This is a genomic window from Kitasatospora sp. NPDC101157, assembly GCF_044768255.1.
Taxonomy (GTDB): domain Bacteria; phylum Actinomycetota; class Actinomycetes; order Streptomycetales; family Streptomycetaceae; genus Kitasatospora.
The window spans coordinates 24072-30071 of record NZ_JBIWPL010000048.1 but is presented as its reverse complement, the minus strand read 5'-3'; the positions used below and the strand labels follow the sequence as shown (position 1 = coordinate 30071).

6 protein-coding genes and 1 pseudogene are annotated in these 6000 nt (G+C 71.8%); 3 read left to right on the top strand and 4 right to left on the bottom strand.

Annotated elements, in window-relative coordinates; all coding sequences use genetic code 11:
- A pseudogene (locus ACIRVF_RS41860) lies at positions 1-119 on the bottom strand (acyl-CoA dehydrogenase); the annotation flags it as partial.
- A gap of 219 nt (positions 120-338) precedes the next feature.
- Here ACIRVF_RS41860 and ACIRVF_RS41855 point away from each other — a divergent pair.
- Positions 339-1676 (top strand): UDP-glucose dehydrogenase family protein, encoded by a 1338-nt coding sequence (locus ACIRVF_RS41855; RefSeq protein WP_402830191.1) that lies wholly within the window; start codon positions 339-341, stop codon positions 1674-1676.
- A gap of 119 nt (positions 1677-1795) precedes the next feature.
- On the top strand, positions 1796-2209 hold the full coding sequence (locus ACIRVF_RS41850; protein WP_402830188.1) for a CoA-binding protein: 414 nt from the start codon (positions 1796-1798) through the stop codon (positions 2207-2209).
- Between the two features lie 8 nt (positions 2210-2217).
- On the opposite strand, the gene ACIRVF_RS41845 is transcribed toward ACIRVF_RS41850, so the two are convergent.
- Genes ACIRVF_RS41845 through ACIRVF_RS41835 form a run of 3 tightly spaced genes read right to left on the bottom strand, consistent with a single transcriptional unit; the run spans position 2218 to position 5117 of the window.
- The gene (locus tag ACIRVF_RS41845; RefSeq protein ID WP_402830186.1) at positions 2218-3423 is read right to left on the bottom strand and encodes a dipeptidase; all 1206 of its coding nucleotides are present in this window, start codon (positions 3421-3423) and stop codon (positions 2218-2220) included.
- A 33-nt stretch (positions 3424-3456) separates the two neighbouring features.
- Positions 3457-3981: a 5-(carboxyamino)imidazole ribonucleotide mutase gene (gene purE / locus ACIRVF_RS41840; protein ID WP_402830183.1), complete on the bottom strand. Its 525-nt coding sequence runs from the start codon at positions 3979-3981 to the stop codon at positions 3457-3459.
- A complete protein-coding gene (locus tag ACIRVF_RS41835) occupies positions 3978-5117 on the bottom strand; it encodes a 5-(carboxyamino)imidazole ribonucleotide synthase (RefSeq protein WP_402830199.1) in 1140 nt (379 codons plus the stop codon). Before ACIRVF_RS41835 ends, purE begins: the two co-directional genes overlap by 4 nt.
- Before the next feature lie 257 nt (positions 5118-5374).
- Here ACIRVF_RS41835 and ACIRVF_RS41830 point away from each other — a divergent pair, with 257 nt between their 5' ends.
- Complete coding sequence (locus ACIRVF_RS41830) at positions 5375-5917, top strand: GtrA family protein (RefSeq protein ID WP_402830180.1); 543 nt, start codon at positions 5375-5377, stop codon at positions 5915-5917.
- The last annotated feature ends 83 nt before the right edge of the window (positions 5918-6000 follow it).

Here is a 6000-nt window from a genome sequence, read left to right as displayed (position 1 = left end):
TCCGCCGCGAACGGAGCGATCTTCGCCTCGGCCAGCGAACGCACCGCCTCACGGAGCATCTCGTGCTCCTCGGAGATACGGAAGAGATCGAAGTCAGCCGCCCCTGCGCTGCCCGCCATGATGCCTGCCTCGTCGTCCAGTGACCGACGCCCGAACGACGTCCGATCCGAGTCGAAATCGCGGTTAACTACCGTTCAGTAGAGATCCTAGGGCTCCGACCTGCGGCTGCCTAGCTTCCTCGGCGTGCGGGTGACGCGCGGGCGCCGGGTGCCGACCCGGCCGGGACGGATAGCATCAGGGGCACCCTCTACTGGTCGAACCCGCACTAAGGGGAACCCGTGACCCTCCGCATCTCCGTGATCGGCACCGGCTACCTCGGCGCCACGCATGCCGCCGCGATGGCCGAGTTCGGCTTCGAGGTGCTGGGTCTGGACATCGACCCCGACAAGATCGCCATGCTCACCGCCGGCCGGGTTCCGATGTACGAGCCGGGCCTGTCCGAGCTGCTGCTCAAGCACGTGGCCGGACACGAGGGCTCGACCGGGCGGCTGCGCTTCACCACCTCCGCCAAGGAGGCCGCCGAGTTCGGCGACGTGCACTTCATCTGCGTCAACACCCCGCAGCGCAAGGGCGAGTTCGCCGCCGACATGTCGTACGTGGACAGCGCGATCGATGACCTCGCGCCGCACCTGACCCGCCCGGCCCTGGTGGTCGGCAAGTCCACCGTGCCGGTCGGCTCGGCGGCCCGGCTGGCCGAGCGGCTGGCCGCACTGGCGCCGGTCGGCGAGGCCGCCGAACTCGCTTGGAACCCGGAGTTCCTGCGCGAGGGCTTCGCCGTCCAGGACACCCTGCGCCCCGACCGGATCGTGGTCGGCGCCCAGAGCGAGCGGGCCGAGCGGCTGCTGCGCGAGGTGTACGCGGACCCGATCGCCGCCGGGGTGCCGTTCCTGGTCACCGACTACGCGACGGCCGAGCTGGTGAAGGCCGCCGCCAACTCCTTCCTGGCCACCAAGATCTCCTTCATCAACGCGATGGCCGAGGTCTGCGAGGCGGCCGGCGCGGACGTCACCCTGCTCTCCACCGCGCTCGGACACGACGAGCGGATCGGCCGCAAGTTCCTCAACTCCGGCCTCGGCTTCGGCGGCGGCTGCCTGCCCAAGGACATCCGCGCGTTCATGGCCCGGGCCGGCGAACTCGGCGCCGACCAGGCGCTGACCTTCCTGCGCGAGGTCGACTCGATCAACATGCGGCGCCGCTCGCGGATGGTCGAGCTGGCCCGCGAGCAGTGCGGCGGCGGCTTCCTGGGCCGCCGGGTCGCCGTCCTGGGCGCCGCCTTCAAGCCCAACTCGGACGACATCCGGGACTCCCCCGCCCTCAACGTCGCCGCGCAGATCCAGCTCCAGGGCGCCCAGGTCACCGTCTACGACCCCAAGGCCGTGGACAACGCCCGCAAGATGTTCCCCTCGCTGGCGTACGCCGACTCCACCCTGGAGGCCGCCGAGGGCGCCCACGTGGTCCTCCACCTCACCGAATGGGCCGAGTTCCGCGAGCTCGACCCGGCCGAGCTCGGCGGCGTCGTCGCCGAGCGCCGCCTGCTCGACGGCCGCAACGTCCTCGACGCCGAGGCCTGGCGCGCCGCCGGCTGGACCTACCGCGCCCTCGGCCGTCCCAGCTGACGCGGTCCCCGGCGCCGATCGCCGGGACGGCCGGAGGAGGTGGGGGGCATGGCCGCAGCGGACGCGTCCGCTGCCCTGAGGCGCGGAATGCCGCACCCGAAGACGCCGTTGGCACCGGCATGACGAACTACGGCGACGACGCGACGGTCCGCGAGATCCTCACCAGCAGTGGCGACACCTGGGCCGTGGTCGGCCTGTCCAACAACACCGCCCGGGCCGCGTACGGGGTGGCCCGGGTCCTCCAGCGCTACGGCAAGCGGATCGTGCCGGTGCACCCGAAGGCCGAGACCGTCCTCGGCCAGCCCGGCTACGCCTCGCTCTCGGACATCCCGTTCCCGGTCGACGTGGTGGACGTGTTCGTGAACAGTTCGCTGGCCGGGGAGGTGGCCGACCAGGCGGTGGCGGTCGGGGCGAAGGCGGTCTGGTTCCAGCTCGGGGTCGTCGACGAGGCCGCGTACGGGCGGGCCCGGGCCGCGGGGGTCTCGATGGTGATGGACAGGTGCCCGGCCATCGAGATCCCGCGGCTCGGCTAGGACCTGGGTCAGCCGTCCAGCTGGGCGATGGTGGCGATGGAGGGCCGGCGGCTCGCCCGCAGGGAGGCGGCGACCGACTCGGCGTCGCGCAGGACGCGGACGGCGTTGTGCCAGGTGAGCTTGGCCAGGTCGGCCTCCGACCAGCGGCGGCCGAGGAGTTCGGCGACCAGGTTGGGGTAGCCGGCCACCGAGTCGAGGCCGTCCGGCAGGAAGGCGGTGCCGTCGAAGTCGCCGCCGATGCCGATGTGGTCGATGCCCGCGACCTCGCGCATGTGGTCGAGGTGGTCGGCGACGGTGGCCGGGGTGGCGATCGGGCGCGGGTTGGCGGCCTCGAAGGCGCGCTGGCGTTCCATCGCGGCCGGGGTGGTGTCCAGCGGGTCGAAGCCGTGGGCGCGCATGTTGGCGTCGGCGGCCAGGGTCCACTCGATGGCGGCGGGCAGGATGAACTTCGGAACGAAGGTCGCCATCGCCACCCCGCCGTTGGCGGGCAGCTGGGCCAGCACGTCGTCCGGGATGTTGCGCGGGTGCTCGCAGACGGTGCGGGAGGAGGAGTGCGAGAAGACCACCGGCGCCTCGGTGACCCGCAGGGCGTCCCGCATGGTGTCGGCGGAGACGTGCGAGAGGTCGACCAGCATGCCGAGCCGGTTCATCTCCCGGACGACCTCCTCGCCGAACCGGGTCAGCCCGCCGGCCACCGGCTCGTCGGTCGCGGAGTCGGCCCACGGCACGTTGTCGTTGTGGGTGAGCGTCAGGTAGCGCACGCCGAGCTCGTACAGGGCGCGCAGGGTGGCCAGCGAGCAGTCGATCGAGTGGCCGCCCTCGGCGCCCATCAGCGAGGCGATCCGGCCCTCGGCGCGGGCGGCCTCCATGTCGGCGGCGGTACGGGCCAGGCGCAGCCGGTCCGGGTAGCGCTCGACCAGGGCGTGGACGAAGTCGACCTGCTCCAGGGTGGCGCTGACCGCGTGGTCCCCGGCCAGTGAGGCGGGCACGTAGACGGACCAGAACTGCGCGCCGACCCCGCCCTCCGCGAGGCGGGCGAGGTCGGTGTGCAGGCGGTCGCTCTGGTCGGCGGCGAGGTCGAGCGCGCCGAGGTCGTACCCGGCCTGCTCGCGCATCGCCCAGGGGAGGTCGTTGTGACCGTCCACCACGGGGGCGGTCCGCAGCAGGGCCCGGGCGGCGGCCAGCAGGGTGGCGGAGTCCGGCTGAGAAGTCATACGGGCTGTTCTACCCCACCCTGCCGGCGGGTCCTACTTGCCGAAGCCGAAGGACGAGGAGCCGGCCACCTTGGCCCGGAGCTTCTTGCCCTTCTCGGTGGCCTGGTTGTTCAGCTCGGCCTGGAAGTCGGTCATCTTCTCGGTGAGCTCCGGGTCGAACGCGGCGAGCATCCGCACCGCGAGCAGGCCCGCGTTGCGGGCGCCGGCCACCGAGACGGTCGCCACCGGGACGCCGGCCGGCATCTGGACGATGGACAGCAGGCTGTCCATGCCGTCCAGGTAGCGCAGCGGCACCGGCACGCCGATGACCGGCAGCGGGGTGACGGAGGCCAGCATGCCCGGCAGGTGGGCCGCGCCGCCGGCGCCCGCGATGATCGCCTTCAGGCCGCGCTGGTGGGCCTTCTCGCCGTACGCGACCATCTCACGGGGCATCCGGTGGGCGGAGACGACGTCCACCTCGTACGGGATCTCGAACTCGTCCAGGGCCTGGGCGGCGGCCTCCATGACCGGCCAGTCGGAGTCCGAGCCCATCACGATGCCAACGACAGGGTTCGTCATTCGGTGATCGTTCCTCGCAGGTAGGCGGCCGCATGGCGGGCGCGCTCGCGGACGTCGTCGAGGTCGTCCCCGAAGACGTTGACGTGGCCGACCTTGCGGCCGGGCTTCACGTCCTTCCCGTACATGTGGATCCGCAGGCCGGGGTCGCGGGCCATGCAGTGCAGGAAGGCGTGGTACATGTCCGGGTAGTCGCCGCCGAGGACGTTGACCATGACGGTCCACTTGGCGCGCGGCCGGGGGTCGCCGAGCGGGAGGTCGAGGACGGCCCGCAGGTGGTTCTCGAACTGCGAGGTGACGGCGCCGTCCTGGGTCCAGTGCCCGGAGTTGTGCGGGCGCATGGCGAGCTCGTTGACCAGGATCCGGCCGTCCCGGGTCTGGAACAGCTCGACGGCCAGGTGGCCGACGATGCCGAGGTCGCCAGCGATCCGCAGGGCGAGCTGCTGGGCCTCGTCGGAGAGGGCGGGGTCGAGGTCCGGCGCGGGGGCGGTGACCTCGGCGCAGACGCCGTTCTCCTGGACGCTCTCGACGACCGGGTAGGCGACGGCCTGGCCGCTGGGCGAGCGGACCACGTTGGCGGCCAGCTCGCGGACGAAGTCGACCTTCTCCTCGGCCAGCACCGGGACGCCGGCCAGGAACGGGGCCTGCGCCTGCTCCTCGTCGTCGACGACCCAGACGCCCTTGCCGTCGTAGCCGCCGCGGACGGTCTTGAGCACGACCGGGTAGCCGGTGCCCTCGTTCGCGAAAGCGGTGACGTCGGCCGGGTCGGCGACGATCCGGTGCCGGGGGCAGGGCACCCCGATGGAGTCGAGCTTGGCCCGCATCACGCCCTTGTCCTGGGCGTTGACCAGCGCCTCCGGGCCGGGGCGGACGGCGATGCCGTCGGCCTCCAGGGCGCGCAGGTGCTCGGTGGGGACGTGCTCGTGGTCGAAGGTGATGACGTCGCAGCCGGCCGCGAAGCGGCGCAGGGTGTCGAGGTCGCGGTAGTCACCGAGGACGACGTCGGAAACCACCTGTGCGGCGGAGTCCTGGGGGGTGTCGGCGAGGAGCTTGAACCGGACCCCGAGCGGGATTCCCGCCTGGTGTGCCATGCGGGCCAGCTGCCCGCCACCGATCATGCCCACCACTGGAAAATTCACATTGCCCGGGGAAGTCACCACGCCAGGATATCCGGGCCGGTGGGGGGCCTCGGAGCCGCGGTGGGTCCGTGAGTAGTGGACGCGCGTAGATGTCAACCCCCGTGCCCGGACGGCTGAGCCGTTCGATGGAAGCGGGTAGCCTGGACGGCCAGGTCCTCGTCCGCGCGGTCGGATCATGTGCGTGCACGCAGGGCTGAAGGGATTCCCCGGCCCAGTGGGACGCCCTTTTTCCCGTAGGTACATGGAGGCCACCCGGTATGGCGACGACCGCAGCTTCGAAGCCCCCGCTCGTGCAGAAGTTGCGCGGGCTCACGGGCGAGGTCGTGAAGTTCGGCATCGTCGGCCTGAGCGGTGTGGTCATCAACTTCGCCGTCTTCTGGGTCTGCATCAACGGCCTGGGCCTGGCCTCGCTGCGGTCCAACATCGCCGCGACGGTGATCGCGATCGCCACCAACTACCTCGGCTACCGCTACTGGCTGTACCGGGACCGCGACGCCGCCTCGCGCAAGCGGGAGATCACGCTCTTCCTGGTGTTCAGCGGCATCGGCATGCTGATCGAGACCGGCGTGCTCGCCTTCACGGTCTACGTGCTCCACCTGGACTCGCACTACGAGCAGCTGGGCGCCAAGGTGATCGGCCTCGGCGTGGCCACCGTGTTCCGCTTCGTCTCGTACCGCACCTGGGTGTTCACCGCCCTCCCCGAGCCCGAGCCGGCTGTCCCCGCGGACGGCCAGGAGCTGGCCGTCCAGGCCGAGCTGATGCTCGCCACCGAGCAGATCCGCTTCGCCAAGGCCGAGTAGGCCCCTCCCGCCCTCCGTCCGGTCCGGCCCCTTGCCCGGTCCACCCCCTCCCGTCGGTCCACCCCTTGCCCGGTCCGCCTCCG

Coding starts and splice junctions, on each gene's coding strand:
- ACIRVF_RS41830 (WP_402830180.1), top strand. CDS start 5,375: ATGGCGACGACCGCAGCTTCGAAGCCCCCGCTCGTGCAGAAGTTGCGC.
- purE (WP_402830183.1), bottom strand. CDS start 3,981: ATGACGAACCCTGTCGTTGGCATCGTGATGGGCTCGGACTCCGACTGG.
- ACIRVF_RS41850 (WP_402830188.1), top strand. CDS start 1,796: ATGACGAACTACGGCGACGACGCGACGGTCCGCGAGATCCTCACCAGC.
- ACIRVF_RS41845 (WP_402830186.1), bottom strand. CDS start 3,423: ATGACTTCTCAGCCGGACTCCGCCACCCTGCTGGCCGCCGCCCGGGCC.